Genomic DNA, 24,062 nt, shown 5'->3' on the forward strand with positions numbered 1-24,062 from the left:
GCAGAATTCTAACGGTCCTCCGTTTTACTGGCGCCATGCTGTCCTTGCTGAACCTCTTGCTGCCCGCATTGATGCCGTCCTGGCGTTTCTTCAAATCGGTGGACCCGTCGCCGCGGGTGGAATGGGCCATGCTTGCCAATGCCGCCAGCACGCCAGCCCAATGGCATGAATTCCGGCCGCGCCCGCAGCACCTGGCGCCCTGGGAAATGGCCTGCCGGATGCTGTGGAACCCGCGCTGGAACGAAAACCTGTTCCTGGTCAGCTGCGCGGAACGGCTGACGCTGGCGCCATCCGGCCACAGCCAGCAGGAAATCCTGCGCCGCATCACCGCCGAGCTGGAGCGCACATTGCCGCCCGCTGCCCGGCTGCCCTATCTGCAGTTCCGGCTGGTTTTTACCGACCGTGCCGAGGATGGCCAGCTGGTCAAGGCTGTCACCTACCTATCCGACCCGTTTCTGATTGCCGGGAAGGCATTTGCATGAGCCTGGAGATGGCCTTGCGCATGACCGAGATCCTGCTGGCGCTCGCTTTTCTGCAGCAAAGCGCCGAACATCTGGCGGGCTTCCGGAATGAACAAGTGATTTACGGGCACCGCCTGGTATTGTCCGGGTTCCTGCTGTTCGGCATTGCCACGCCTTGGATGCTGCTGGGACTGCTCGGACTTGGCCTCATGATCCTGCAGCGCTTCCAAGGCCCGTATAACGGCGGCAGCGACAAGATGAGCCTTCTGGTTCTTTGCTGCCTCACTGCAGCCCGCTGGCTGCCCTCCGAACAGTGGCAGGAATACGCATTCGCCTATCTCGCCGGGCAGCTGGTGATTTGCTACTTCATTTCCGGCCAGGTGAAGATCGTGAACCCGAGTGGCGTTCCGGCCGCGCGCTTCAGGACGTTTTCCGCTTCTCCGCCTACCCGGTCAGCGAGGACCTGCGCGGGCTGGCGGACCGTCCGCGGCTGCTGTGGGCCATGGGCTGGGCCGTGATGTCGTTCGAGGTGCTGTTTCCGCTGGCCCTGTTCAGCCGCGAGGCATTGGTGCTGGCGCTGTTCACCGCCGCGCTGTTCCATCTGGCCAATGCCTGCCTGTTCGGGCTGAACCGGTTCTTCTGGATCTGGCTGGCCGCCTATCCGTCCTTGTTTTGGCTGCAGGACCGGGTTGTTCTGTAAGGCCGGCCGCAACGAAAAAGGCCGCCCCAAAGGCGGCCTTTCCGAAACGCGGTCGGCTGAGAGGATTACTCCTCGTCCAGCGCCTCGACAGCTTTCTGCAGATCGTCCTTGGAGACTTCTTTCTCCGTAACCTTCGCCTGCTCGACGATGTGGTCGACAACCTTGTCTTCAAACAGCGGCGCGCGCAGCTGCTGCTGCATCTGGGCGTTCTGCTGGATGAATTCAAAGAACTGGCGTTCCTGGCCCGGATACTGACGCGCCTGCGCCATGATCGCCTGGGTCATTTCGGCGTCGGTCACTTCGACTTCGGCTTTCTGGCCCAGCTCGGCCAGCAGCAGGCCCAGGCGCACGCGGCGCTCGGCCAGGGTGTTGTGCTCGTCGGTGGTTTCGATCTCGGGGTGATCGTGGCCTTCGACTTCCGGGTTGTCCTCGTGCCACAGCTGATGTGCGATCTGCTTGGCTTCGGCCTCGACCAGCGACGGCGGCAGGTCAAAGGAGACCAGAGTGTCCAGCTGGTCCAGCAGCGCACGCTTCATCACGGCACGTGCTGCACCGGCATATTCGGCTTCCAGACGCTCGGTGATCTGGGCTTTCAGCGCATCCAGATCGTCAGCGCCGAATTTGGTGGCCAGTTCGTCGTTGATCTCGGCCGCTTTCGGGGCTTTCACCTCTTTCACGGTGCAGGAGAACACCGCTTCTTTGCCTGCCAGATGCTCGGCGCCGTATTCTTCCGGGAAAGACACGGTCACGTCTTTTTCTTCACCGGCTTTGGAGCCGATCAGCTGCTCTTCAAAGCCAGGGATAAAGGAGTTGGACCCCAGAGCCAGCGGGTAGTCGTCGCCTGCGCCGCCTTCAAAGGCTTCGCCGTCGATCCGGCCGACGAAGTCGATCACAACCTGGTCGCCGTCTTCCGCAGCCGCACCGTCTTCGCGGGCTTCGAATTCCTTGGCAGTGTCTGCCAGGTTGGTCAGCGCTTCGGTGACGGCTTCTTCTTCTGCCTTCACAACCAGCTTTTCCAGCTCAACACCGGAGAAGTCGACCTCGGGGATTTCCGGCAGCGCCTCATAGGCCAGCTCGACATTGACGTCGTCGCCTTCTTTCCAGTCTTCGTTGGTCATTTTCACGTCGGGCTGCTGCGCCGGACGGTCGCCGCTGTCCTCAAAGTGCTGGTTCATGGCGCCGTCAACGGCTTCCTGCATGGCTTCGCCGATCAGGCGCTGGCCGAACTGCTTTTTCAGCAGTGCCATCGGCACCTTGCCCTTGCGGAAACCTTTCATTTCGACTTCCGGCTGTGCTTCGACGAGCTTGTCGTTGACCTTCGCGTCCAGCTCGGCAGCCGTGACGGTGATGGCGTAGCCGCGTTTCAGACCTTCGTTCAGCGTCTCGGTGACCTGCATCCTATACCCCATAGAGATTCGGGGCGCGTGCGCACAGGCGCCCCCAGACAATTTGCGGTCTTCTATTTCCCCCGGCGCCCCGGCGCAAGAGGCATTGCCGGTTTACCGCGCAATCCCGCGGATTTCCGGGCTGCACAACAGAAAAACACGCCCGCAAAGGGGCGTGTTTTCCGTTCTGCAACCGAGGGAGGAAGGTTCAGAACTTCCAGCGGGCACCGGCCAGGATCACATTGGCATCCTGATAGGTGGCGGCGCTGGTATCAGCATAGGAATAGTCACGGTAGGCCAGATAGGTTTCGACATTGTAAGCGTCGATCTTCTGGACCGCGGCAATGCCCCAGGACTCGGCGCTGTCACCGGCGGTCACCATGTCCGAACCATCGTAGTAATCAACCGAGAACGCGGTGGAACCCGCCGCGATCAGATCCGCCTTATAACCCAGCTTTGCATAGGCATAGGTGCCCGCAATGTCGCGCTCGCCCGCAGCCAGGTTCAGCGACAGGCCGGTTGCCTTGTGCAGCACTGCGAAGGAGCCGGAGATATCGCGCTGGTCGGCCTTGCCGGTTTCTTCAGTCCAGGAGGCGCCGATGCCGCTGTCGATGGCAAAACCTGCCGCGTCGTCATTGGCCCAACGCACCGCCACGTCATAGCTTTCGCGGTCGTTTGCGTCCTTCAGCACGTCAGTGCCGTAAGAGGTGGACAAGGTGAAACCCGCAAGTTCCGGGGTGTCATAGCGGACCCGGCCCAGACGGCCGCCGTCCAGATCGGTGAAGGCATCGCCGATATCCACACCGCTGAGAGCGCCGCCGGTGGTGCGGAAAGCATAGCCGCCCGCGGAGTCGGCAACAGAGTTGGAGGCGCCAAGGCCGGTGCCCGAGAAATCCGCGCCGGTAATGCCGTCGGTTGCCATCGAACCCTGACCTGCCGAGAAGCGGCCATAGCTGGCAGTGTCGAACTGGAAATCAACATGGCGGATGTTGGTGCGGTCCCAGCTGATGTTGTCGCCGGTGGTCAGCTGGCTGACCCCGTCGGAGCCGCGAAAGCCAAAGGCAGTCTCGAAGCGGAACCGCAGAGTGTTTTCGCCATAGGCCTGCTCAAGTTCAAAGCCGATGCGCGAATTTGACGCCGCGTTGTCCACCAGGCGGTTAAAGTCTTCCTGCCCGTCGTCAAAAGACTGGAACGACGGGTTGAATTGCCCGTACCAGCGGAAGCTGCCGCCGGTGTCATTGGTGTAAGTCGGGCCCGCAAATGCCGGGGCTGCAAGCGCTGCTGCCAAAGTGGCCGCACCTGCGCTCGCTGCAAATTTAATGCTCATTTTCTTCAGGTCTCCTGTTCCGTCAGCAGCATGCCTCTCCATCCCTGAGACCGCCGCTTGCGCTAGGAGCTATCACGCGTTTTTCCGCCCCTTCAGGGTTGAAAATTCATCCCGGTACCAGGAGAAATGAATAGGCGAAATTTCGCCTACGGCAACTTTCAGCCTGCAGGAAACCGCCTATGAACAATGTGTTAGGTGAAGAAGATCACTTTCACCCAATCGCCAGGCTCAGAGGGGGTATGCAATTTCTGCAACCCTGCGCATACGCTCAAAACTGCAATCATTTTTGCACAGGACAGCGCGGCGGAGTCCGGCAAAAAATGCCCCGGACAACCGGGGCATTTCAGTGCGCCGGGTCCCGCAAGGATCAGAACTTCCAACCTGCGCCCAGATGCACCTAGAAGGCCGGGCCAGCGCTTATGGCAAGCCGAAGGGGCTTAGCCCGGCTATCACTATCCAGCTGTCCAGCGCATCGCGCAATGTGGCGCCGCGTGCGGAAAACCCGTGCAGCTGAACAGACCACCGGCTTTCAGGCGCAGCTGTCTGTTCCCCGCGCACCAGTCTGACTTCGCCGCCCATCATGACGAATTGAGACGCCCGCGGGATGCCCTGAAGCTCGGACAGGATACGCCAGTCGGAAATACTTTGCTGAGTGTTTAATTTTGACATGCGGGAGTGCTCGGATTTCCGTCTGAGGCCATGAGTGCCGTCGAGGCTGTGCTGTCTGCGAAAAAACAGAAAGCTCTTCACGCTTCGCTGCTTCTTGGCTGGGGCACATCGGCAGAATAAACGCGGTACTTGCCGTTTTGATCGCCCCTTAGCGGGCCAAGCGGGACGACATTTGCAAAGCCTGAGGACTTGGCAAGCCGTGCGACAACCGGCGGAGACAGAAACACAAAACGTTCTCCGCCCAGCTCCTGCAGGAATGACCGCAGCCGCTGCAGCACCAGCTGCCCTGCACCCGCGGCACCATTCGATGCAAACCTGGTGAGTTCCCAGACCGCGGGATCGCACGGCGGCTCTTCATCACACAGGTCCGTGGGCAGCCCTGGAAGCATGCCGCGGACCGCATCACGCACCATGTAAGTCATTTCGGATCTGCTAGGATGGCGGCCCCCGCGATCTGTGCGCAGCAGCCTCGCGCCGGCCAGCGCTTCGCCTGTGGCAGGATCAAATGCGATAATGTAATAGGCGTCCAGATGGTCGTACTGATCCAGATCGCTTCGGCAGGACAGCCACACGCGCCAGTTTTTGCCTTCCGCAAACACGCTCTTGCGCAACGACATAAAGGCATCCAGTACATCCTGATCGGGACTTCTCAGGGATTTTGGCAGCCGCACCGGATCAAACCGGACAACCATAGTTTCAATACCCGTTCCGGCCTTGGCTTCGCTCCTGGCGTATCCGTTTTGCATAAATGTATCTCCAGTACAGGTTTCGACCTTCCCTGCTCAGAAATTACACCTAAAGGTAGATTCCCGGTTGTCTACAACTACCTGGCTGTTGCATTCTATTTGCAACTCTGGTCACATCAAATGCGACCTAGGTTGCGGGTAAGGCAACCGAGGTTGCCGGCAGAGAGACTTAAGTCGCAAGTCATTCGGGGTGGAAGATTGAGATGCCAAAATCTGTAATTACAACGAATCTGCCCTCGGACGGAGCAAACAGCACGAAGATTGCCGAGGCTTTTTCGGCCTGCAGGTCCGCGATCAACGAAGTAAGCATCACGGGTTTCACCCTCATGGTCAACTTTTCAATCATGGGGTATGAGCACTTTGAATGTTCCTTCCACGAAAAATGGAAGGAACAGTATGACCGGGAAAACTACTTCCTTCATGACCCTGTCTTCAATTGGGCGCTGAAGAACGAAGGCGCCATACGCTGGTCGGCCATTCAGCTGCCCGATCCTCTGCAGATACTCGAAAAGTCTCAGCGGTACGGTTTGGTGTTTGGCGCTGCTTTTGCGGCTTTGACGGGATCAAAAAGATCGATGGTGTTTGTTTCCCGGCAGGACAGGGAGCTTTCGGATACCGAGATGCGCAGGCTGAGCATGGTTGTCACGGAGTTTTTTGACTCGCTGCTTCCACCCCCCTCCCTTTCCGGGAAAGAACTGGAGATGCTGCGTCTGCATATCCAGCAGGAAATGTCTTATGATGAGATCGCCGAGCAGTTCGCGCTTTCTCTATCAGCAGTGAAAACCAGCTTTCTGCGGATGCGGCAAAAGTTCGGCTGCAAGTCCACCGCGCGCCTCGCCTATCTGGCCAAAGAGCGCAACCTGTTTGGGGTAGAGCCGCCCTGAACCTGTTGATCGGACTCAATAAAAGATCCGGAGACCGCTTCAAAACGAACAATGCAGATTTCCAGGATTTCACCAAAGCTGCCGTTCTCGCATATCGCAGGATCCAGCACCTTGGGGTCGATCCTGCCGCCCGCTGTGATGAGAACAGACCAAGCAAAAGCAGCTATCCAAGACGGCCCAGCCGCACCGGAACATAGTAAGAATAAATTCAAGGGTATAAAACATAGCGCAGAACACTCGGCGCGCTAAGTTTGTAAAAATTCATCTGTAAAATCAAATTGGTGCGGGTGAAGGGACTCGAACCCCCACGCCATAGGCGCCAGAACCTAAATCTGGTGCGTCTACCAATTCCGCCACACCCGCACGCACACAATATGCTTTGTGTGACGCGGTGACTATCAAAGGACAGCGGCGGATGCGAGCGGAAAACGCGTCCTCGGGCGCCATGTGCAAAACAGCAACAATCCGTCCGCATAATTGCAACAATGAACAGGCTTTCGCCGGAAAAGGCTGGGCCTGGAATCCGGTTCTGGCATAGATTCACAAAAAAGTCTGAGGCAGACAGAGCGAGTAACAACATGAAACCGTTTGGTAATGCGGCATTGCGCGCGCAATTGGCGATGCGCGGCCAAGCACAGCCCCGGCGCCTGTATCAGGGCAGCCAGAACATCAGCCTGCTGCGCGGCACCCTGGTACTGACCCGCGAGGGCGAGCGCGCAGCGGAAGAGGTTAAAGCAGGCGGCAGCCTCATCACCCGCACCCAGGGCATGGCCCGGGTAGAAGCGGTCCGCACCCGCCGCGCCATGCTGCAAGCCGTATGCATTTCTGCCGGATCGCTTGGCGACACCCGCGCAGACAGCGACCTGACCGTCCCTTGGGACCAGCGGATCCTTGTCCGTGATTGGCGTGCCAAGGCAATGTTCGGCCAGCCGCAGGCAGTGGTGCCGGCCTATGAGCTGGTGGATGGCGAATTCATCCGTGATCTGGGTCTGCAGATGATGGATCTGACGATCCTGGAGTTTTCCCGCCCGCATGTGATTTATGCAGGCGGGTTGGAACTGGCCGCGGCCGCCGCACCGGACGAAGATCTGCGCCCGGCAGCCTGAGCCGGAGCGTTACAGCCCCAGCCTGCGGAACACCGCGGGGATCTGCTCTGGCAGGTCCTCGGCAATCAGTCCGGGGCCGAATTCAAGTGCGCATTCCACATGGACATAGGCGGCAGTTTCGGCTGCCTGCATTGGAGAGAACCCGCGCGCCATCAGCCCGGTGATGAAGCCTGCCAGCACATCGCCCGACCCGGCGGTGGCCAGCCAGGGCGCGGAACGCTCGTAATGGGCTGAGTTGACCGAGCAGCGCCCGTCCGGCGCGGCAATCACCGTATCCGGCCCCTTGAACAGCACCACGCAGCCCGCGCGTTTTGCCGCATCCCGGGTCGCATCGACCTTGGAATAGGCCGGGCCTGCGACGGCAGGCGCATTCAGCTTTTCCGCGAGGTCCGGGAACAGCCTGGCAAATTCGCCTCCATGCGGGGTGATCACACAGTCTTCATGCAAAGCCTCAAACAGCACCTCCGGCTTCATCTCGAACCGGGTAAGCGCATCTGCATCCAGCACGGTTGCCCGTTTTTCCTTCAATGTGGCGAACACCATCGCCTGCGTATCCGCGCCGCGCCCCATACCGGGACCAAGGCAAATAGCGCTGAGCCGTTCGTCTTCCATCAGCTCCACCAGCCCATGTGCTCCGTCGATCTGGCGCAGCATGATGGCGGTGAGATTGGCAGCATTTTCAAACATCGCCGAGCGCGGTGAGCCGACAGTGACCAGCCCGGCCCCGATCCGCAAGGCTCCGCGGGCGGCCAGCCGCGCGGCGCCGGTTTTGCCATGGCCGCCGGAGAGGACGAGGGCGTGGCCGTGGGAATACTTGTGCTCTTCTCTATTTTTGGGCAGTAAATCTGACCGCCGGTGATCTACGAGGTTTACAAAACCCTCGCCGCTCGTCCCGCCGCACTCATTCATTCCAGGGAAATCATCTTGCTTGGCCAGAAAGCCCTTCCTGGCTTCAAACCCGGCCAGCCCAATATCTACAGTGCGCAGGCTCCCGCAATAACCCGGCCCATCGTCAACGAAATGCCCAATACGGGGTCTATGGAAAGTGACTGTAAGCCAGCTCCAGTTACCACCATATTCCAGGCACAAAGCACGGCCACTGTTCATGCAAAGACCCGTTGGCGCATCAACCGCTACCATCCGGTTCAAAGTTCTGCCCTCGGTGTATAGTTTGGTCAGCGGCTCAAGGACAGAACTGTCCGGTGCACGCGACAATCCGGAGCCAAAAATTGCATCCACGAAAAGGCTCCCTTCCGCGTTACCTACAGCTTCCATACTCCACGGCTGTACAGTGCCCACAGCCAAACGCTCATAATTCACCTTCGCGTCCGGCGGCAGCTTGTCCGGGTCTCCATACAGAAACACCTCCACGTCCCAGCCGCGCTCCTTCAGCAACCGGGCGACCACAAACCCATCGCCGCCATTTTTGCCAGGCCCGCACAGCACCACGGTCCGCAGCAGTTTTTCATCTTTCTCCAAATACTCCGGGGAGTGCGAGGGGCCGGCCCCTCGCCCGCTTTCAACAGGCTCCGCAAGTTCCGGCCACTCCTCAAAGATGGCCTCTACCACCCCCTGACCGGCCCGCTCCATCAGTTCAAGGCCTGTCACTTCGCCGGTTGCGATGGCAGCCTGTTCGATGGCCCGCATCTGGGCAGCGGTCAGCAGTTCGGTCATTTCGTCTTCTTTCCCGATTCAATTTTGCGCAATCCTTGGGCGCAGTGCTTAATTTTTAGGCGGTTACGATCAAATCCTGGCCACAATTGCCGCAGCTGCAGCCTCGCGCATTGCTGCCTTCATTTAGAAGTGAAATGACACCCTCAACAAGCTTGCGAGGAGCCATTCCGATGAAAAAGATCGAAGCCATCATCAAGCCTTTTAAACTGGATGAGGTGAAGGAAGCGTTGCAGGACGTCGGCGTGCAAGGCCTTTCAGTGATCGAGGTCAAAGGCTTTGGCCGTCAGAAGGGCCACACCGAGCTGTACCGCGGTGCTGAATATGTGGTCGACTTCCTGCCCAAGGTGAAGGTCGAAGTGGTGCTGGACGACGATCAGGTCGACCAGGCGATCGAGGCCATCGTCGATGCCGCCAAGACCGACAAGATCGGCGACGGCAAGATTTTTGTCTCGCCCGTCGAACAAGCCATTCGCATCCGCACCGGCGAAACCGGCCCGGACGCATTGTAAGTTAACAGCAAATCTCCAAGACATCTCTAAAGAAGGACTAAGGGAATGAGCGTAGACGCAGTTCTCAAGACTCTCCGTGAAGACGACGTCGCCTATGTCGACATCCGTTTCACCGACGTGCGCGGCCGCCTGCAGCACGTGACCGTGGATGTGGACCTGGTCGACGAAGACTTCCTCGAAGAAGGCTTCATGTTCGACGGCTCCTCGATCGCCGGCTGGAAGTCGATTGAAAACTCCGACATGAAACTGATGGCCGACACCACGTCCGCCTATATCGATCCGTTTTATGCCGAGAAAACCCTCTGCATCCATTGCTCGATTGTTGAGCCCGACACCGGCGAAGCCTATGAGCGCGACCCGCGCGGCACCGCCCAGAAGGCAGAAGCCTACCTGAAGTCCTCCGGCATCGGCGATGTGGCCTATATGGGCCCCGAAGCGGAATTCTTCCTGTTCGACGACGTGCGTTACTCCAACACCATCAACAAGGTGTCCTATGAGGTCGACGCAACCGACGGCTCCTGGAACACCGACGCCGAGTTTGAGATGGGCAACATGGGCCACCGCCCGGGCCTGAAGGGCGGTTACTTCCCGGTCAACCCGACCGACGAAGCGCAGGATCTGCGTTCGGAAATGCTCTCGACCATGAAGCGTCTGGGCATGAAGGTCGACAAGCACCACCACGAGGTTGCCTCCTGCCAGCACGAGCTGGGCCTGATCTTTGACAGCCTGACCAAACAGGCCGACGAGCTGCAGAAGTACAAATACGTGATCCACAACGTGGCGCACGCCTATGGCAAATCGGCAACCTTCATGCCGAAGCCGATCTATGGCGACAACGGCTCCGGCATGCACGTGAACATGTCGATCTGGAAAGACGGCAAGCCGCTGTTTGCAGGCGACAAATACGCGGATCTCAGCCAGGAAGCGCTGTATTTCATCGGCGGCATCCTGAAGCATTCCAAGACCCTGAATGCCTTCACCAACCCGTCCACCAACTCCTACAAGCGCCTGATCCCGGGCTTTGAGGCCCCGGTTCTGCGCGCCTACTCTGCCCGCAACCGTTCCGGCTGCGTGCGGATCCCGTGGACCGAAAGCCCGAAAGCCAAGCGCGTCGAGGCCCGCTTCCCCGATCCGGCGGCAAACCCCTACCTGTGCTTTGCAGCACTGCTGATGGCCGGCCTGGACGGCATCCGCAACAAGATCGATCCCGGCGAAGCCATGGACAAGAACCTGTACGATCTGCCGGCCGAAGAGCTGGAAGGCATCCCGACCGTCTGCGGCAGCTTGCGCGAAGCGGTTGACGCGCTGGCCGCCGACCACGACTTCCTGCTGCAGGGCGACGTGTTCACCAAAGATCAGATCGACGGCTATATCGAGCTGAAAATGGAAGAAGTGCATAAGTACGAGCACACCCCCATCCCGTCGAATTCGGCATGTACTACAGCTGCTAAGCTGCACAGCCGTGACTTTGAAAGGGCGTCCTTCGGGGCGCCCTTTTACTGTTCCATGAGCGCGCTCAGTGGATCGGGTTTATCCTCCGCCCGGCGCTTCTGGCGGCAGTGCTGCTTTTTCTTGCTCTTGTATTGCGGCTGCTGTATCCCGGCCCGCTCCCGCCTGTGAAAGGAGCCTTTTCCATGACTGCCCCCAACACCCTTGGTATCGATTTTGGCACCTCCAATTCGGCGGCGGGGATTGCCGTGGCCGGCCGGCCCTGGCTGGTCGAGATGGAACCTGGCGAGCAGACCCTGCCCACCGCTGTGTTCTTTGACGAGGACAGCCGCAGCATGCGGATCGGCCACAGCGCCACGCGGGCGCTGATCAACGGTGACGAGGGGCGCTTCATGCGCGCCTTGAAAAGCCTGCTGGGCACGCCGCTGCTGCATGAGGAACGGCGGCTGGGCGGCGAGCGGATCAGTTTCGGCACCCTTATCGCCCGCTTTCTGGCCGAGATGAAGCAGCGGGCCGAGACGGCGACGCATATGGAATTCACCCATGCTCTGTCCGGCCGGCCGGTACGGTTTCATTCCAAGGACGAGGATCGCAATATCCAGGCCGAAAAGGACCTGCGCGCCTGCTATCTGGAAGCAGGTTTTCAGGACGTGCTGTTCCTGTATGAGCCGGAAGCCGCCCTGCGCGCTGCAGCACCTGCGCCGGGCTGCGGGCTGATTGTCGATATCGGCGGCGGCACCTCAGACTTCACCGCCTTTGAACAGGACGCAAACGGCGCCACCCGCATCCTGGCCTCGCATGGGGTGCGGCTGGGCGGCACCGATTTTGACCGGCAGCTGAGCATCCACCGTGTCATGCCGCTGCTGGGGCGCGGCAGCCAGATCCGCAACAGCTTTGGCGGCGGCACCCTGCCTGCGCCGAACCGGTTGTTCAACGATCTGGCCACCTGGCAAATGATCCCGTTCCTTTACAGTCCGGAAAGCCGCCGCGCCGCCAAGGATCTGGCCGCCAATGCGGTTGAGCCGGACAGGCTGGCCCGGCTGGTTGACGTGCTGGAAGATGAGCTCGGCCACGAGCTGGCCTTTGCGGTTGAGCGCGGCAAGATCCAGGCCAACACGGCAGGCGGCGCGGCGGCGATTGATCTTAAGCTGCTGCAGCGCGGCCTGTCCGTACCGCTGCCCGCCGCAGAAATGAACCAGACACTGGCAGAACAGACCGCTGCCATCGGGGCCTGCGCTGCCGAGACTCTGGCGCAGGCCGGTCTTCCTGCAGCCAGCGTGGACCGGATCGTGCTGGTCGGCGGCTCTTCGCTGCTGGGGGCGGTTCAGGCGCAAATGCGCAGCATCTGTCCAAACGCCCGCGTTGAAACAGGAAATGCCATGACAGCGGTGGCGGACGGGCTTGCCCTGGCCGCCGGAACAGCCTTTGCTTAGGTAAATGGGAACCATGCACGGCTTTTCCCGTTAGACACGCGCGGCCAGCACGTTAGGCTGAAGGCTACGAGTCACATTTGAAAGATTCTTTCATGCGCCGCCTGCTGGCCCCTGCCCTGATTTCCGCCCTGCTAGCTTCCCCTGCCCTGGCCGCGCCTTGCGGCAATACCTCATCCGGGTTTGACGCCTGGAAGCGGGACTTCCAGAACGAGGCCAAGCGCGCAGGTGTGCGCAAGGCGGGGCTGCAGGCGCTTGCGGCCGCGCAATATGCCCGCCGTACCATTTCTGCTGACCGCAACCAGAAGAGCTTCAAATACTCGCTGGAGAAATTCATGCAGATCCGCGGCTCGGCAACCATCGTGGCGCAGGGCCGCAAGCGAAAGGCGCGCAACCCGGACTTCTATGCCGCACTTGAGCGTAAGTACGGCGTGCCCGCCGGCGTTCTGATTGCAATCCACGGGATGGAGACCGCGTTCGGCAACTATATGGGCGACAGCCAGGTGGTTTCCGCCATCGTGACGCTGACCTATGATTGCCGCCGCTCCGATTTTTTCCGTCCGCATGCGCTGGGGGCGCTGAAGCTGGTGGATCAGGGCGCCATCACCCCGGCCACTCTGGGCGCCAAGCACGGCGAGCTGGGCCATACCCAGTTCCTGCCCGGCAATGCGCTGCAATACGGGGTGGACTGGGACGGCAACGGGCGGGTGGATTTCTACAATATGGGGGATGCGATGGCCTCCACCGCCAATTACCTGCGCCAAAAAGGCTGGAAGCCCGGCAAGGGATATCAGCAGGGCGAGCCGAACTACCGGGTTCTGAAGCAATGGAACGCCGCAACTGTTTATCAGCAATCGCTTGCAATCATGGGGCGGCAGATCGACGGCTAAGCCGCAACCAGGCAGATATCAGGCAAGGTTTCTGCCCGCTCCTTTGGCTGTTTTGCGGCTGCCTTCTTGACCGCCAGGAACAGTGAAGATGATTCCCGCGTCATTGTAGGCTCTAGGGCATCAATGTGTCCGCCGGCCGCCGCAATTGGGCCGCAATCCAGCCATCCAAATCGAACCCATCGAATTAAATCAATTAAAAACAAGAGCTTCAACAACACCCTGTTTCCTGCAACTCTGTTCACGCTGTATCGCAGGACGCCGTGTTTTCCGCCCCACTTTCAACTCGTTCAAATTTTATCCTTCTTTTATCGGCACCCTGAATGGAGGATCCGGACGGTGGCAGAAAAAGTGCAGTATACAGGCAGGCTCGGACTGGAGGCCCGCGATACCGGGACCCTTTCAGCAGCGGTTTCGGCTGTTGTGGACACGCTCGAGGATTTCGGCCATCCGGCAGAAACAATTGAGGCGCGGGCAGAAAATACAGCCAAAATTCAATGTGACCATTACCTGGTGACTGTACGGTTGCGCAGGGTTCCATTGCGGCGCGCCAGCCGGCTGACAAACGCGATGCTGCAGCCCGCGGCACTGCTGGAACTTTCGCTGACGCCCGCCTTTCCCGATTATTGCGATCAGGAGATTTCGGAACTGTTTCTGGCCGAAATGCTGCGGCGGCTGCTTCCTGCTGTTGAGGCAACTTCGGTTGAATGGCTCGAATCCGATGTGGCGCTGACGTGCGAACAGTTCCTGAGCGTGTTCGAACCCAATCCGGAAAACAGTCTGCAAGCCACACCCGAGCCAGCCGAAACCCGGCGGGAACGCCCCGCTCCTGTCAGGCTGCGCGGCCGGGCATGTTTCACTCCGGTTGATCAAGCTGCGCTGGCTCTTGATGCCCACTGCGATCAGGCGTTCCAAGCTGTCAGGCTTACCCAAAGCGAACCAGAAGAAATCCAGAAAGCAGATCTCGCTCAGGCCAGGGCCCGCAAACCGGAACAGGCCCAAGGCCCCTACCACGGCTGGGCGCATCAACTCAGGTCGACGGCGATTGCGGCTTTCAGCATTGCGGGCACCCGCCGCTTGCGTTTCATCAGCCATCTTATGCTTCTGACAGCATTGCTGCTGTATATGGAAAGTGCCGGAATGGTGCAGGCTGCCCGCCCGCTGGTGCCTTAAGCCCTGTGTATGAACACGGGCCGCCACGTTTGATAAAGCCCCCCTTCACGGTTCACATTGTCCGATGCCCAAGGGTCAGAAACGACTGTAGAACCCGTCGTTTTCTGCAGCGCTTCCGCCAGTAGACGGCTGCACATTGGACAAACCTGTGCAGCGACGGAGGCCACGCATGAACGAGCATTACCGCGACATCCGCAAGATTGATCCAACCCGCGGCGCCAATCTGGGCGACAACACCCCGAACAACAACGACCGGGTTGAGATCGGACCGACCCAGCTGGCTTTTGGCGAATGGGCCGAAGCCGGGTTGCAGCTGCCCGATTTGCAGGCAATGCGCAAATTCCGCTGGGAGCGGTTGACCCGTTTCATCAACGACCGTGGCTATGCCGGCCTTCTGGTGTTTGACCCGCTGAACATCCGCTATGCCACCGACAGCACCAACATGCAGCTGTGGAACACTCACAACCCGTTCCGCGCCCTGCTGATCTGCGCTGACGGCTATATGGTGCTGTGGGATTACAAACAGTCGCCGTTTCTCAGCGAATTCAACCCTCTAGTGCGCGAACAGCGCGCTGGCGCCGACCTGTTTTATTTCGACCGCGGCGACAAGGTGGATGTGGCAGCGGATGTGTTCTCCAATGAGGTCCGCAAACTGCTGGAGGAACACAGCGGCAGTAACAAGCGCCTGGCAGTGGACAAGGTCATGCTGCACGGGCTGCGCGCGCTGGAGGCGCAAGGCCTGGAGATCCTCCCCGGCGAAGAGCTGACCGAAAAATGCCGCGCGGTGAAAGGCCCGGACGAGATCCTGGCGATGCGCTGCGCCCATCACGCCTGCGAAACCGCTGTGGCGGAGATGGAGAAGTTCGCCCGTGAAAATGTGCCCGGCGGCAATATCTCGGAAGACGACGTCTGGGCGGTGCTGCACGCGGAAAACATCCGCCGCGGCGGCGAGTGGATCGAAACCCGTCTGCTGGCCTCCGGCCCGCGCACCAACCCGTGGTTCCAGGAATGCGGCCCCCGCATCATCCAGAACAACGAGATGATCAGTTTCGACACCGATCTTGTCGGCTCCTACGGGATCTGCATCGACATCTCCCGCAGTTGGTGGATCGGCGATCAGAAGCCGCGCGCCGATATGGTCTATGCCATGCAGCACGGGGTGGAACACATCCGCCAGAATATGGAGATGCTGAAACCCGGCGTGAACATCCAGGACCTGTCGCGCGGCTGCCATCTGTTGGATCCGCAGTTCCAAAAGCAGAAATACGGCTGCATGATGCATGGCGTCGGCCTGTGCGATGAATGGCCGCTGGTTGCTTATCCGGACCAGATGGTCGAGGGCGCCTTTGACTATGACCTGGAACCGGGCATGGTGCTGTGTGTCGAGGCGCTGATCTCCCCCGAGGGCGGCGATTTCTCGATTAAGCTGGAAGATCAGGTGCTGATCACCGAAGACGGCTACGAGAACCTGACCAAATATCCGTTCGACAAGGAACTGATGGGCAACAGCTGACCTGAACCGCTGGCCCCGCCTGTACAGGTGGGGCCGGGATATCCTGCGGCGCCGTCAGGCGCCTCCGCTTAAGAACAGCGCGAGCTTTTCACGCAGCACCAGTACACCGGGCGTCTCCGTCACCTCATGCAGCCGGTTCAGCGGCACCCAGGCCAGTGCATGGGATTCCCCGCTCACCGCAAAATCCCCTGCCTCTGCTTGAAACAAGTACCGAACGTCATAATGCAGATGCTCGCAGTCCTGCGCATTTTCCGGGATTGCGTGAATGTCCACATCAAACACCTGATCAGACAGCGGCTTGATCCGCGGCAGCCCGCTTTCCTCATAGGCTTCTTTCAACGCCACGAAAGCCGCATCGGCAATGCCGTCGCAATGGCCGCCCAACTGCAACCAGCGATCCAGCTTCCGGTGATGGGTCAGCAGAACGCATTTCATGTCCGGTGACAGCACAAAGGCGGAACCGGTAACATGACCTGTCTCAGGGTTGCGGCCAAAGGCCTGAGGTTCACTTTCGCAAAAGGACCGCAACTGCCGCCACATTTCCATGTCGCGTGCCGTTTGCGGCGTGTAAATGCCAATTCCGGCCAGACTTAATGCACTCATCTGCCTTCACCTTCACGTGACGTTGCGGGCCGCCGCCTTGTTCCTGTGCCAACGAGCGCTCAATCTAAACGGAACACCCAACAAAGGCCACGCCCATGCCCGCTGAACGCATCTCCTTTCCCGGCCATGCCGGAAACACCCTTGCTGCCCGCCTCGACCTGCCTGAGGGACCGGTGCTTGCAACGGCGCTGTTTGCTCATTGCTTTACCTGCTCCAAGGATATTCCGGCCGCGCGGCGGATTGCCGGACGGCTGGCGGCGATGGGGATCGCGGTGCTGCGGTTCGACTTTACCGGTTTGGGGCATTCCGAAGGGGAATTCGAAAACACCTCCTTCAGCTCCAATGTCGCGGATCTGATCATGGCGGCGCAGTATTTGGCCTCGCGCGGCATGGCGCCTTCTTTGCTTATCGGCCATTCGCTGGGCGGCGCGGCGGTGCTGCGGGCACGGGCAGGCATCCCGTCTGTCAAAGGCGTGGTGACACTGGGCGCGCCGTTTGATCCCGGCCATGTCTCGCACCACTTCGACGCTGCCTTGCCCGAGATTGAAGCCAAAGGCCGTGCTGAAGTCTGCCTGGGCGGGCGGCCTTTTGTCATTGGCAGGGAATTCGTCGACGATATCAACGCCGAAGCGCTGGAGCCTGCAATTACCGGCCTCAAGGCTGCACTGCTGGTGCTGCATGCCCCGCGGGATGAAACAGTAAGCATCGACAATGCCGCCTCGATCTTTACCGCGGCCAAACACCCCAAAAGCTTTGTCACCCTGGATGATGCCGATCACCTGATCACCCGTGCTGCGGATGCGGAATATGCCGCCGAGGTGATTGCCGCCTGGGCCGGGCGCTATGTCAGAATGGCCCCGCCCGCGCCGCCGCCCGGTGCCCCCGAAGGCATCCTGCGGGTGACCGAGGCCGACCCGGAGGGATTCCTGCAGGATGTGCAATCCGGTCCCTATCACCACACCTTTGCAGATGAGCCATTGGCCTATGGCGGCACCAATCGCGGCATGTCGCCTTACGGCTTCGTGGCGGCGGGGCTGGGCGCCTGCACCTCGATGACGCTGCGGATGTATGCCCGCCGCAAGGGCTGGCCGTTGGAGGGGATCAGCGTCGATGTCAGCCATGACAAGGTGCATGCTCAGGATGCTCAGCCGACGGGACCCGCCAAAATCGATCAGTTCACCCGTGTGATCCACCTTTGCGGCCCTTTGAGCGGGGAACAGCGGGCCAAGCTGATGGAGATTGCAGACAGATGCCCGGTGCACCGGACATTGGAGAGCGGCGCCAAGGTGGTGACGCATCTGGAGACCACACCCCAGGCGGCTACCGCGTAACTTCAATACTCCCGGATCTCCCGTGCCCGGCCCCTGCAGGAAACCTGCAACGGCAGCGGCCTTGGGCCCGGCGCCGCGCCTTGGCGCGGCGCCGGGCCCAACTGCGGCAGGCCTTCGCCTGAAGGCCGCAGCGCAGGCGGGAGACCGCCCTTGCCGTTATTCAGAGTAGCGGCCAGTAGTGATGTCACCGCTTTCATCCACAAACCGCAATGCCGTTCCATCGCTTTCCAGAACAAAACAGGCCCACAGGTCCGACGGCGGCCAGGTGGAGCAGTATTTGCCGTCCCGCACGCCCCAGTATCCCCAGCTGTCATGACCGGCATTGTACAACGTCCGTCCCGACGCCCGGAATTCCTGCCAGGCGCCGCTGCCATAGGTCAGCTTGCGCCCTTCCAATGCTGCCTGCACGTCCTCTGCGCTCAACGCCCGCCATTCCGCCGCCGCAAGCGGCGAAACGGTCAATGATACCGCAATCATCAGGGCAATGTGCCTCATGTCCGTCTCCCAGCCTTGCTGTCACGCCTTACCTGATCTAATAGGCCCGGCATCTGCTGCACAATCACATAAAGGTGCTTTCGCCCATGATCCCGCGCTATGCCCGCCCTGAAATGGTCGCCATCTGGTCGCCCGAAACCAAATTCAAGATCTGGTACGAGATCGAGGCCCATGCCTGCGAAGCCATGGCCAACCTCGGCGTGATCCCGCGCGAAAACGCTGACGCCGTGTGGAAAGCCAAGGACGTCGAATTCGACGTCGCCCGCATTGACGAGATTGAAGCTGTCACCAAACATGACGTCATCGCCTTCCTCACCCACCTGGCTGAGCATGTCGGCGCTGAGGAAGCCCGTTTTGTGCATCAGGGCATGACTTCCTCGGATGTGCTGGACACTTGCCTGAACGTGCAGCTGGTGCGTGCTGCCGATATTCTGCTGGATGGCATGGACAAGCTGCTGGCGGCGCTGAAGAAACGTGCGCTGGAGCATAAGAACACCGTGCGCGTCGGCCGCAGCCACGGCATCCACGCCGAGCCCACCACCATGGGCCTGACCTTTGCCCGTTTCTATGCCGAGATGGACCGCAACAAGAACCGCCTGGAAAAAGCCCGCTGGGAAGTCGCCACCGGCGCAATCTCCGGCGCGGTCGGCACTTTTGCCAATGTCGATCCGGCGGTTGAGGATCACGTCTGCGAGCAGCTGGGCCTGCGGCCTGAGCCGATCTCGACCCAGGTGATCCCGCGCGACCGCCACGCGATGTTCTTTGCCACCCTCGGCGTCATTGCGTCGTCGATCGAAAACGTTGCCGTGGAAATCCGCCACATGCAGCGCACCGAGGTGCTGGAGGGTGCCGAATTCTTCTCGATGGGCCAGAAAGGCTCTTCGGCGATGCCGCACAAGAAAAACCCGGTTCTGACCGAGAACCTCACCGGCCTGGCGCGCCTGGTCCGCATGACCGTGATCCCGGCGATGGAGAACGTGGCGCTCTGGCACGAGCGGGACATCTCGCACTCCTCGGTCGAGCGCGGCATCGGCCCGGATGCGACCGTCACCCTCGACTTCGCGCTGAACCGCCTGGCCGGTGTTGTCGACAAGATGCTGGTGTTCCCGGAAAACATGCTGGACAACATGAACAAATACCCCGGCCTGGTGATGTCGCAACGCGTTCTTCTGGCGTTGACCCAGGCAGGCGTCAGCCGCGAAGATGCCTATTCCATGGTGCAGCGTAACGCCTTGAAAGTCTGGGAAGACCGTGTTGATTTCCGTGAATTGCTGCTGGCGGATGCCGATGTGGTTGCGGCGCTCGGCGAAGAGGCGATCAACGAGAAGTTCGACATGGGCTATCACACCAAACATGTCGATACGATCTTCCGCCGAGTGTTCGGCGAATAAGCTGCAACCGCTTGCGAGCATCTGCGCCCCGCCCTTGGCGGGGCGCTTTTCATTCAGCATTCATGAAAGGCGTGCTACAAGTTTTACGAATGCACAAACGTCCTTAATCACCCGAAGAAATTCTGATGCTCCTATTCGCCGATTTTGACGAAACGCTTGTACGCAACTGCATTGACGAATTCTCAGCCGCAACCGGTATCAGGGATGCATTTTCCATCTCTTGCTTGGACCGGTCAGCCACCTTCGGCAGTGAACGCATGGTGTTCACCCTTGTTCGATCCAAAGGGAACCCCCTTGTTCTAAAGCTGGACCTGGCTGAAGGAACAAAGAGACTAACCAAAGAGTACCAAGTCATTGAAAAGCTCAGCAGCCATTTTGAATCCGGGTCCCAGGCCGCGTTAGTCAAGCCGGTTTATCTATCGCCAACAGGCCGCTTTCATGTAACCAAGCTTCTGGAAGGGAAAACGGCCAAGGAAATGATGTATTCACCTCAAGACCTTCGGCAGGCGGGGCAAGTTTACAGGCGTGGCGGTGAATGGTTGAACCACTTGCACCAATTTGAGCCTGTTAAAGAAGAAAAGGCTTGGTTCAACTGGATGCTGGAAGAAGTCGAAGGTCATATGAGCTACCCCCTGAATTTCGGACACTGACGTAAGCTGCGATTTGCTGTCTGCTGATCTTCGACGAAGAGGAGATCAGAGATGTCGAAACGGAAGAACCATTCGCCCGATTTCAAAGCGAAAGTCGCGCTTGAGGCTCTGAAGGGCGAGCGGACTGTTGCTGAGCTGGCGAGCCAGTTTGGCGTTCACCCAACGATGATCCACAGCTGGAAGCGGGCTCTTCTGGAGGGCGCGTCCGGCGTGTTCAAGCGCGGCGGCAGGAAGCCCCAGGAGATTGACGAAGAACAGGTCAAAGAGCTGCACGCCAAGATTGGGGAGCTGGCCGTTGCCAACGATTTTTTGTCACGAAAGCTCAAACCGTGGATCGGCAAGTGAGGAGGAAAATGATCGAGCCTGCCAATGCCAATCTGCCCATTAGCAAGCAGTGCAAGCTGCTGTCGATCTCGCGGTCGTCGTTCTATTATCAGCCCAAAGGCGAGACGGCTCTGAACCTGATGCTGATGCGCCGGATCGACGAACAGTTCCTGGAAACGCCGTTCTTCGGTGTGCGGCAGATGACTTGGCATCTGCGCAATGAAGGTCATTTGGTGAACGAAAAGCGGATCAGGCGGCTGATGAGGGTGATGGGGCTCATGCCGATCTACCAGAAGCCCAACACCCGCTGCCCGGCAGCACATGCAAAGCATGTGCGAGAGGGGGCAGGGCTGCGAAGGGGCACAAGACCTACCCCTATCTGCTGCGTGGTCTGCGGGTGGGGCGCCCGAACCAGGTCTGGGCGGCAGACATCACCTATCTGCCAATGCGCAAGGGGTTCCTGTATCTGGTGGCGATCATTGACTGGCACACGCGCAAGGTGCTGGCCTGGCGCATCTCGAACACGCTGGAAGCGGACTTCTGTGTCGAGGCGCTGAACGAGGCCATCCACAAGTTCGGCCCGCCCGAGATCATGAATACAGATCAGGGCAGCCAGTTCACGTCCTTCGCCTGGACGGACAGGCTGTGGCGATCCGGTGTGCGCATCTCGATGGATGGCAAAGGCCGGTTCCTCGATAACATCTTCGTCGAGCGGCTTTGGCGGAGCCTGAAATACGAATGCGTCTACTTGCATGCTTGGGAGACCGGATCAGAGGCGAAGGTCGGCGTCGGAAAGTGGATCGAGTTCTACAACCGAAAACGCCCACATTCCGCCCTTGGCGGCAAACCCCCGGCCGTGGTCTATTGGCCGAGAAAACACAAAACCCAACCCGATCAGCAGGAGCAGAGAGTAGCTTAAATTACGCCAGAACCTGTCCAACAATTGGGGAGTAGCTCACATATGCAAGCTGCATCGCCCCAGGCCTGCCGCAAAATGCTGCATAGGTTCACTGCGGAGCTGGAAAGGGACTGCCGGAAACTGTCCGGCATGTCTTGCATCGCGGTGTTCAGCCACGGGGATTTTCATGGCGGCAATCTGGTGCCGGGACGCGGTGTAAGCTACGGTCTGGATTTTACTGAAGCCTGCACAAAACTTGCCGTCTACGACATTGCCGACTTCCTTAAAATGAATGTATTTCTGCCTGCGGAACCTTCCGAAGTCGGCGCCTGCGGGATCAGAAACCATTCAAAAGAAATGTTTTTTAAGAAATACCGTCAGAAAGTGAACTCCGGATTTCTGACCAGTGCATTGCGGGGCCGGCTACTGATCGAGTTGGCGAAAATCTCCCGTGAAGCCTTTGAACGCAGTGCATTCATGCGCAAGAAGTTCGCCTTCCTGGAAAGGCGCCTCTCTATCGCCTTTGCGCAGCCTCTTGAGGGATGACTATTTTCATCTCCCGCAGTTTTGATGTGAATAAATTGGCGGGCCCGCGGGTTGTAAGGGTACATTGATCACGACTTTATGCATCAGGAGATGACGACATGCGTTATTTTGCTCTCGCCGCTGCCTTGACCCTGCCGATGACGGCTTATGCCGCAGGCGGCAATGACTGGAACCCGCCGAAACCTTCCGAAACCACCAAGACCTGCAAGGGCAAGCGGATCTGGGACCCAAACAAGAAGCGCTGCGTGCGGCCCAAGAAATCGTCCCTGAACCAGCAGGACCTGCTGAATGCAGCGCGCGAGCTGGCCTATGCGGGCCGCCAGCAGGATGCACAGGCAGTGCTGAGCGCCGCGCCGGACCAGCAGGATACCCTGGTGCTGACTTATTGGGGTTTCACCCATCGCAAACTGGGCAATTTGGATTTGGCGCAGGCCTATTACGATCAGGCGCTTGAACAGGATCCGGATAACATACTTGCCCGCTCCTATATGGGCCAGGGCCTTGTGAAACAGGGGAAATACGGCGCGGCCCTGATACAGTGGAAAGAGATCAAGGCACGGGGCGGTGATGGCACCTGGGCCGAAGCTTCGCTGCGCAACGCTTTGGAAACAGGTGCAACTTACAGCTACTAGCTTCAGTCTTTCTTTACGGCTTGCGGCCTATCCTGCCCTCGATGATCAAGAAGAATCTTTGGTAGGGTGCGAGAATGCCTCAAGACAATTTGCTGGCGCTTCCAATGGCTTCAGGCGGGCCGGATCTGGGCGGGTTCGGTGCCCCGGCCCCATTGGGCGGCGGGGGCAGCAGCGGGCTGAGCGGCAAGGCAAAGGCCGCAATTATTGTCCGGCTGCTGTTGAATGAAGGCGCAGAAATCCCGCTGGAGGAGCTGCCGGACGACTTGCAGCTGGAGCTGACCCAGCAGATGGGCAAGATGAGCATTGTTGATCGCGATACGCTGAATACGGTGGTCGGCGAATTTGCCGATCTGCTGGACAACGTTGGCCTGCATTTCCCCAATGGCCTGGCCGGTGCGCTGAATGCAATGCAAGGCAAGATCAGCCGCCACACCCACAGCCGTCTGCGCAAGGAAGCCGGTGTGCGCCAGTTCGGTGACCCATGGGAGCGCTTGAAACAGCTGCCGCCCGAAGATCTGGCCGGTCTGGCCGAGGCGGAAAGCACCGAAGTGGCCGCGGTTCTGCTGTCCAAGCTGGACACCGCCAAGGCGGCGCAAATGCTGGTTCATCTCCCCGGCCCGATTGCCCGCCGCATCACCTATGCCGTCAGCCACACCGCCAATGTGACGCCCGACACCGTGGACCGGATCGGCCTGTCGCTTGCCGCCCAGGTCGAAGCCCGGCCCGATCTCGCCTTTGATGAGACTCCGGGGCAGCGTCTTGGCGGCATTCTGACCGAAGCGGCGGCCGCCAAACGTGATGAAGTGCTGACAGCGCTGGATGAAGAAGATGAGGATTTTGCCATCAAGGTGCGCAAAGCGATCTTCACCTATGCGCTGATCGGTGAACGGATGCAGCCGATCGACGTGCCCAAGCTGATGCGGGTGCTGTCGCAGCCGGATCTGGTCACTGCCATGGCCTTTGCCACCGACGAGGAAGACGTGGCAACCAACGAATTCCTGCTCAAGAACATGTCCAGCCGGATGGCAGACAATATCCGCGAGGAAGTGGGAGAGCGCGGCAAGGTCAAGCGCAGCGATGGCGAGGCGGCGTTCAGCATGATCATCTCGGCGATGCGCGATTTGGTGGCAACAGGCGAAATTGATCTGAAATCCGACGAGGATGAGGAGGACGGCGGTTAAGATCCGCCACTTACGCCGGGACGGCAGGCGCGCAGACCAATCTGCCCGCGCCTGCGAGCGGCTTGTACCTGCCGGTCCGGCTGCGTATGATGCGGGCT

The 24,062-nt window shown here is 59.7% G+C and carries 23 protein-coding genes, 1 tRNA gene and 2 pseudogenes; 18 read left to right on the plus strand and 8 right to left on the minus strand.

Annotated elements, in window-relative coordinates; genetic code table 11:
- Window positions 1-35 precede the first annotated feature (35 nt).
- The 3 genes from ETW23_RS10510 to ETW23_RS25915 are packed head-to-tail and all read left to right on the plus strand — an operon-like array spanning window position 36 to window position 1,161.
- Window positions 36-482 carry a hypothetical protein gene (locus ETW23_RS10510; RefSeq protein ID WP_134829956.1) on the plus strand — a complete coding sequence of 149 codons (447 nt, stop codon included), beginning with the start codon at window positions 36-38 and terminating at the stop codon, window positions 480-482.
- On the plus strand, window positions 479-979 hold the full coding sequence (locus tag ETW23_RS10515) for a hypothetical protein (protein WP_254695190.1): 501 nt from the start codon (window positions 479-481) through the stop codon (window positions 977-979). The genes ETW23_RS10510 and ETW23_RS10515 overlap by 4 nt, the downstream gene beginning before the upstream one ends.
- The gene (locus ETW23_RS25915; RefSeq protein WP_254695191.1) at window positions 964-1,161 is read left to right on the plus strand and encodes a hypothetical protein; all 198 of its coding nucleotides are present in this window, start codon (window positions 964-966) and stop codon (window positions 1,159-1,161) included. Before ETW23_RS10515 ends, ETW23_RS25915 begins: the two co-directional genes overlap by 16 nt.
- Window positions 1,162-1,226: 65 nt before the next feature.
- Here ETW23_RS25915 and tig read toward each other — a convergent pair whose 3' ends face one another.
- The 4 genes from tig to ETW23_RS10535 all read right to left on the minus strand — a co-directional run bounded on the left by tig (window position 1,227) and on the right by ETW23_RS10535 (window position 5,288).
- Window positions 1,227-2,558: a trigger factor gene (tig, locus tag ETW23_RS10520; RefSeq protein WP_129371040.1), complete on the minus strand. Its 1,332-nt coding sequence runs from the start codon at window positions 2,556-2,558 to the stop codon at window positions 1,227-1,229.
- 196 nt (window positions 2,559-2,754) lie between these two features.
- Window positions 2,755-3,873, minus strand: a complete 1,119-nt coding sequence (locus ETW23_RS10525) for a porin (RefSeq protein ID WP_134829957.1) — start codon at window positions 3,871-3,873, stop codon at window positions 2,755-2,757.
- Between the two features lie 417 nt (window positions 3,874-4,290).
- Window positions 4,291-4,623 (minus strand): hypothetical protein, encoded by a 333-nt coding sequence (locus ETW23_RS10530; protein ID WP_134829958.1) that lies wholly within the window; start codon window positions 4,621-4,623, stop codon window positions 4,291-4,293.
- Entirely contained in the window at window positions 4,620-5,288 is a 669-nt protein-coding gene (locus tag ETW23_RS10535) for an acyl-homoserine-lactone synthase (protein WP_134829959.1), read from the minus strand. The genes ETW23_RS10530 and ETW23_RS10535 overlap by 4 nt, the downstream gene beginning before the upstream one ends.
- A gap of 203 nt (window positions 5,289-5,491) precedes the next feature.
- Here ETW23_RS10535 and ETW23_RS10540 point away from each other — a divergent pair, with 203 nt between their 5' ends.
- The gene (locus ETW23_RS10540) at window positions 5,492-6,172 is read left to right on the plus strand and encodes an autoinducer binding domain-containing protein (protein WP_134829960.1); all 681 of its coding nucleotides are present in this window, start codon (window positions 5,492-5,494) and stop codon (window positions 6,170-6,172) included.
- A 279-nt stretch (window positions 6,173-6,451) separates the two neighbouring features.
- On the opposite strand, the gene ETW23_RS10545 is transcribed toward ETW23_RS10540, so the two are convergent.
- Window positions 6,452-6,535, minus strand: a tRNA-Leu gene (locus ETW23_RS10545).
- 215 nt (window positions 6,536-6,750) lie between these two features.
- Here ETW23_RS10545 and ETW23_RS10550 point away from each other — a divergent pair.
- Window positions 6,751-7,278 (plus strand): Hint domain-containing protein, encoded by a 528-nt coding sequence (locus tag ETW23_RS10550; RefSeq protein WP_129371045.1) that lies wholly within the window; start codon window positions 6,751-6,753, stop codon window positions 7,276-7,278.
- Between the two features lie 9 nt (window positions 7,279-7,287).
- Here ETW23_RS10550 and ETW23_RS10555 read toward each other — a convergent pair whose 3' ends face one another.
- On the minus strand, window positions 7,288-8,952 hold the full coding sequence (locus ETW23_RS10555; protein WP_134829961.1) for an NAD(P)H-hydrate dehydratase: 1,665 nt from the start codon (window positions 8,950-8,952) through the stop codon (window positions 7,288-7,290).
- Between the two features lie 170 nt (window positions 8,953-9,122).
- Between ETW23_RS10555 and ETW23_RS10560 the strand changes: the two genes are divergently transcribed.
- The 6 genes and pseudogenes from ETW23_RS10560 to dddP all read left to right on the plus strand — a co-directional run bounded on the left by ETW23_RS10560 (window position 9,123) and on the right by dddP (window position 15,913).
- A complete protein-coding gene (locus ETW23_RS10560; RefSeq protein ID WP_008554830.1) occupies window positions 9,123-9,461 on the plus strand; it encodes a P-II family nitrogen regulator in 339 nt (112 codons plus the stop codon).
- A 45-nt stretch (window positions 9,462-9,506) separates the two neighbouring features.
- Window positions 9,507-10,912 (plus strand): annotated as a pseudogene (gene glnA, locus ETW23_RS10565) (type I glutamate--ammonia ligase).
- A 183-nt stretch (window positions 10,913-11,095) separates the two neighbouring features.
- Entirely contained in the window at window positions 11,096-12,343 is a 1,248-nt protein-coding gene (locus tag ETW23_RS10570; protein ID WP_134829962.1) for an Hsp70 family protein, read from the plus strand.
- 92 nt (window positions 12,344-12,435) lie between these two features.
- The gene (locus ETW23_RS10575) at window positions 12,436-13,230 is read left to right on the plus strand and encodes a lytic transglycosylase domain-containing protein (RefSeq protein ID WP_129371049.1); all 795 of its coding nucleotides are present in this window, start codon (window positions 12,436-12,438) and stop codon (window positions 13,228-13,230) included.
- A 66-nt stretch (window positions 13,231-13,296) separates the two neighbouring features.
- Entirely contained in the window at window positions 13,297-14,400 is a 1,104-nt protein-coding gene (locus ETW23_RS10580) for a hypothetical protein (RefSeq protein WP_134829963.1), read from the plus strand.
- 169 nt (window positions 14,401-14,569) lie between these two features.
- The gene (gene dddP / locus ETW23_RS10585; protein ID WP_134829964.1) at window positions 14,570-15,913 is read left to right on the plus strand and encodes a dimethylsulfonioproprionate lyase DddP; all 1,344 of its coding nucleotides are present in this window, start codon (window positions 14,570-14,572) and stop codon (window positions 15,911-15,913) included.
- Window positions 15,914-15,967: 54 nt separating this feature from the next.
- On the opposite strand, the gene ETW23_RS10590 is transcribed toward dddP, so the two are convergent.
- Entirely contained in the window at window positions 15,968-16,516 is a 549-nt protein-coding gene (locus tag ETW23_RS10590; protein WP_134829965.1) for an NUDIX hydrolase, read from the minus strand.
- A gap of 95 nt (window positions 16,517-16,611) precedes the next feature.
- Here ETW23_RS10590 and ETW23_RS10595 point away from each other — a divergent pair, with 95 nt between their 5' ends.
- Window positions 16,612-17,847, plus strand: a complete 1,236-nt coding sequence (locus ETW23_RS10595; protein WP_129371054.1) for a bifunctional alpha/beta hydrolase/OsmC family protein — start codon at window positions 16,612-16,614, stop codon at window positions 17,845-17,847.
- Window positions 17,848-18,003: 156 nt separating this feature from the next.
- On the opposite strand, the gene ETW23_RS10600 is transcribed toward ETW23_RS10595, so the two are convergent.
- Complete coding sequence (locus ETW23_RS10600) at window positions 18,004-18,342, minus strand: hypothetical protein (RefSeq protein WP_129371055.1); 339 nt, start codon at window positions 18,340-18,342, stop codon at window positions 18,004-18,006.
- A gap of 86 nt (window positions 18,343-18,428) precedes the next feature.
- On the opposite strand from ETW23_RS10600, the gene purB reads away from it, so the two are divergent.
- From purB to ETW23_RS10630, 6 genes and pseudogenes are all read left to right on the plus strand, one after another.
- The gene (gene purB, locus ETW23_RS10605) at window positions 18,429-19,733 is read left to right on the plus strand and encodes an adenylosuccinate lyase (RefSeq protein WP_129371056.1); all 1,305 of its coding nucleotides are present in this window, start codon (window positions 18,429-18,431) and stop codon (window positions 19,731-19,733) included.
- 125 nt (window positions 19,734-19,858) lie between these two features.
- The gene (locus tag ETW23_RS10610; RefSeq protein ID WP_134829966.1) at window positions 19,859-20,383 is read left to right on the plus strand and encodes a hypothetical protein; all 525 of its coding nucleotides are present in this window, start codon (window positions 19,859-19,861) and stop codon (window positions 20,381-20,383) included.
- A 51-nt stretch (window positions 20,384-20,434) separates the two neighbouring features.
- A pseudogene (locus tag ETW23_RS10615) lies at window positions 20,435-21,626 on the plus strand (IS3 family transposase).
- 42 nt (window positions 21,627-21,668) lie between these two features.
- On the plus strand, window positions 21,669-22,151 hold the full coding sequence (locus tag ETW23_RS10620; protein ID WP_134829967.1) for a phosphotransferase: 483 nt from the start codon (window positions 21,669-21,671) through the stop codon (window positions 22,149-22,151).
- A gap of 98 nt (window positions 22,152-22,249) precedes the next feature.
- Window positions 22,250-22,783, plus strand: coding sequence for a tetratricopeptide repeat protein (locus ETW23_RS10625; protein ID WP_134829968.1), 534 nt, complete (start codon window positions 22,250-22,252; stop codon window positions 22,781-22,783).
- Window positions 22,784-22,857: 74 nt separating this feature from the next.
- Window positions 22,858-23,964, plus strand: coding sequence for a flagellar motor switch protein FliG (locus tag ETW23_RS10630; RefSeq protein ID WP_129371059.1), 1,107 nt, complete (start codon window positions 22,858-22,860; stop codon window positions 23,962-23,964).
- The last annotated feature ends 98 nt before the right edge of the window (window positions 23,965-24,062 follow it).

Origin of the sequence: Leisingera sp. NJS201 (genome assembly GCF_004535885.1) — a bacterium.
GTDB lineage: Bacteria > Pseudomonadota > Alphaproteobacteria > Rhodobacterales > Rhodobacteraceae > Leisingera.

What these genes read in the sequence shown, in the direction of transcription:
- ETW23_RS10510 (WP_134829956.1), top strand. Translation starts at nt 36, where the DNA reads ATGCTGTCCTTGCTGAACCTCTTGCTGCCCGCATTGATGCCGTCCTGG.
- ETW23_RS10515 (WP_254695190.1), top strand. Translation starts at nt 479, where the DNA reads ATGAGCCTGGAGATGGCCTTGCGCATGACCGAGATCCTGCTGGCGCTC.
- ETW23_RS25915 (WP_254695191.1), top strand. Translation starts at nt 964, where the DNA reads ATGGGCTGGGCCGTGATGTCGTTCGAGGTGCTGTTTCCGCTGGCCCTG.
- tig (WP_129371040.1), bottom strand. Translation starts at nt 2,558, where the DNA reads ATGCAGGTCACCGAGACGCTGAACGAAGGTCTGAAACGCGGCTACGCC.
- ETW23_RS10525 (WP_134829957.1), bottom strand. Translation starts at nt 3,873, where the DNA reads ATGAGCATTAAATTTGCAGCGAGCGCAGGTGCGGCCACTTTGGCAGCA.
- ETW23_RS10535 (WP_134829959.1), bottom strand. Translation starts at nt 5,288, where the DNA reads ATGCAAAACGGATACGCCAGGAGCGAAGCCAAGGCCGGAACGGGTATT.
- ETW23_RS10540 (WP_134829960.1), top strand. Translation starts at nt 5,492, where the DNA reads ATGCCAAAATCTGTAATTACAACGAATCTGCCCTCGGACGGAGCAAAC.
- ETW23_RS10550 (WP_129371045.1), top strand. Translation starts at nt 6,751, where the DNA reads ATGAAACCGTTTGGTAATGCGGCATTGCGCGCGCAATTGGCGATGCGC.
- ETW23_RS10555 (WP_134829961.1), bottom strand. Translation starts at nt 8,952, where the DNA reads ATGACCGAACTGCTGACCGCTGCCCAGATGCGGGCCATCGAACAGGCT.
- ETW23_RS10560 (WP_008554830.1), top strand. Translation starts at nt 9,123, where the DNA reads ATGAAAAAGATCGAAGCCATCATCAAGCCTTTTAAACTGGATGAGGTG.
- ETW23_RS10570 (WP_134829962.1), top strand. Translation starts at nt 11,096, where the DNA reads ATGACTGCCCCCAACACCCTTGGTATCGATTTTGGCACCTCCAATTCG.
- ETW23_RS10575 (WP_129371049.1), top strand. Translation starts at nt 12,436, where the DNA reads ATGCGCCGCCTGCTGGCCCCTGCCCTGATTTCCGCCCTGCTAGCTTCC.
- dddP (WP_134829964.1), top strand. Translation starts at nt 14,570, where the DNA reads ATGAACGAGCATTACCGCGACATCCGCAAGATTGATCCAACCCGCGGC.
- ETW23_RS10590 (WP_134829965.1), bottom strand. Translation starts at nt 16,516, where the DNA reads ATGAGTGCATTAAGTCTGGCCGGAATTGGCATTTACACGCCGCAAACG.
- ETW23_RS10595 (WP_129371054.1), top strand. Translation starts at nt 16,612, where the DNA reads ATGCCCGCTGAACGCATCTCCTTTCCCGGCCATGCCGGAAACACCCTT.
- ETW23_RS10600 (WP_129371055.1), bottom strand. Translation starts at nt 18,342, where the DNA reads ATGAGGCACATTGCCCTGATGATTGCGGTATCATTGACCGTTTCGCCG.
- purB (WP_129371056.1), top strand. Translation starts at nt 18,429, where the DNA reads ATGATCCCGCGCTATGCCCGCCCTGAAATGGTCGCCATCTGGTCGCCC.
- ETW23_RS10610 (WP_134829966.1), top strand. Translation starts at nt 19,859, where the DNA reads ATGCTCCTATTCGCCGATTTTGACGAAACGCTTGTACGCAACTGCATT.
- ETW23_RS10620 (WP_134829967.1), top strand. Translation starts at nt 21,669, where the DNA reads ATGCAAGCTGCATCGCCCCAGGCCTGCCGCAAAATGCTGCATAGGTTC.
- ETW23_RS10625 (WP_134829968.1), top strand. Translation starts at nt 22,250, where the DNA reads ATGCGTTATTTTGCTCTCGCCGCTGCCTTGACCCTGCCGATGACGGCT.
- ETW23_RS10630 (WP_129371059.1), top strand. Translation starts at nt 22,858, where the DNA reads ATGCCTCAAGACAATTTGCTGGCGCTTCCAATGGCTTCAGGCGGGCCG.